The organism is Leucobacter sp. M11 (genome assembly GCF_035726885.1).
GTDB lineage: Bacteria > Actinomycetota > Actinomycetes > Actinomycetales > Microbacteriaceae > JAPFRB01.
The window spans coordinates 19,037-19,366 of the sequence record NZ_JAPFRB010000005.1 but is presented as its reverse complement, the minus strand read 5'-3'; the positions used below and the strand labels follow the sequence as shown (position 1 = coordinate 19,366).

Annotated in this window: 1 protein-coding gene; it reads left to right on the top strand. The window is 71.5% G+C overall.

Annotated features, from left to right (window positions below; all coding sequences use genetic code 11):
- On the top strand, nt 1–330 hold a 330-nt coding region (locus OOT08_RS15340; RefSeq protein WP_325093715.1), incomplete at both ends, for a hypothetical protein.

Genomic DNA, 330 nt, shown 5'->3' with positions numbered 1-330 from the left:
CGAACTCCTCCGACTGACCGACGCGCTCGCGACCGGTGACCCGCTCACCGAGGAGCAGGCCGCGGCCCTCCGCGACGCCGCCAACGCCACGGCGGGCTCCGCAGAAAGCGCCGAGAGCGCGGCGAGCGCCGCCGCTTCGGATCTTTCCGCGGTCACTGCGCAGTTCACGCCGAGCGCCCCCCTCATCACCCACCCGAGCAGCATGCTCTCCCTCCTGCGCGGCTTCGCCTGGTACGAAGGCGGCCTCATCGGCACGATGGATCGGCTGCAGGCGGCCTTCGCGGATCTCATCGGTGGCACCGCAGCGCTCCCTGGGGAGCTCCAATGCAT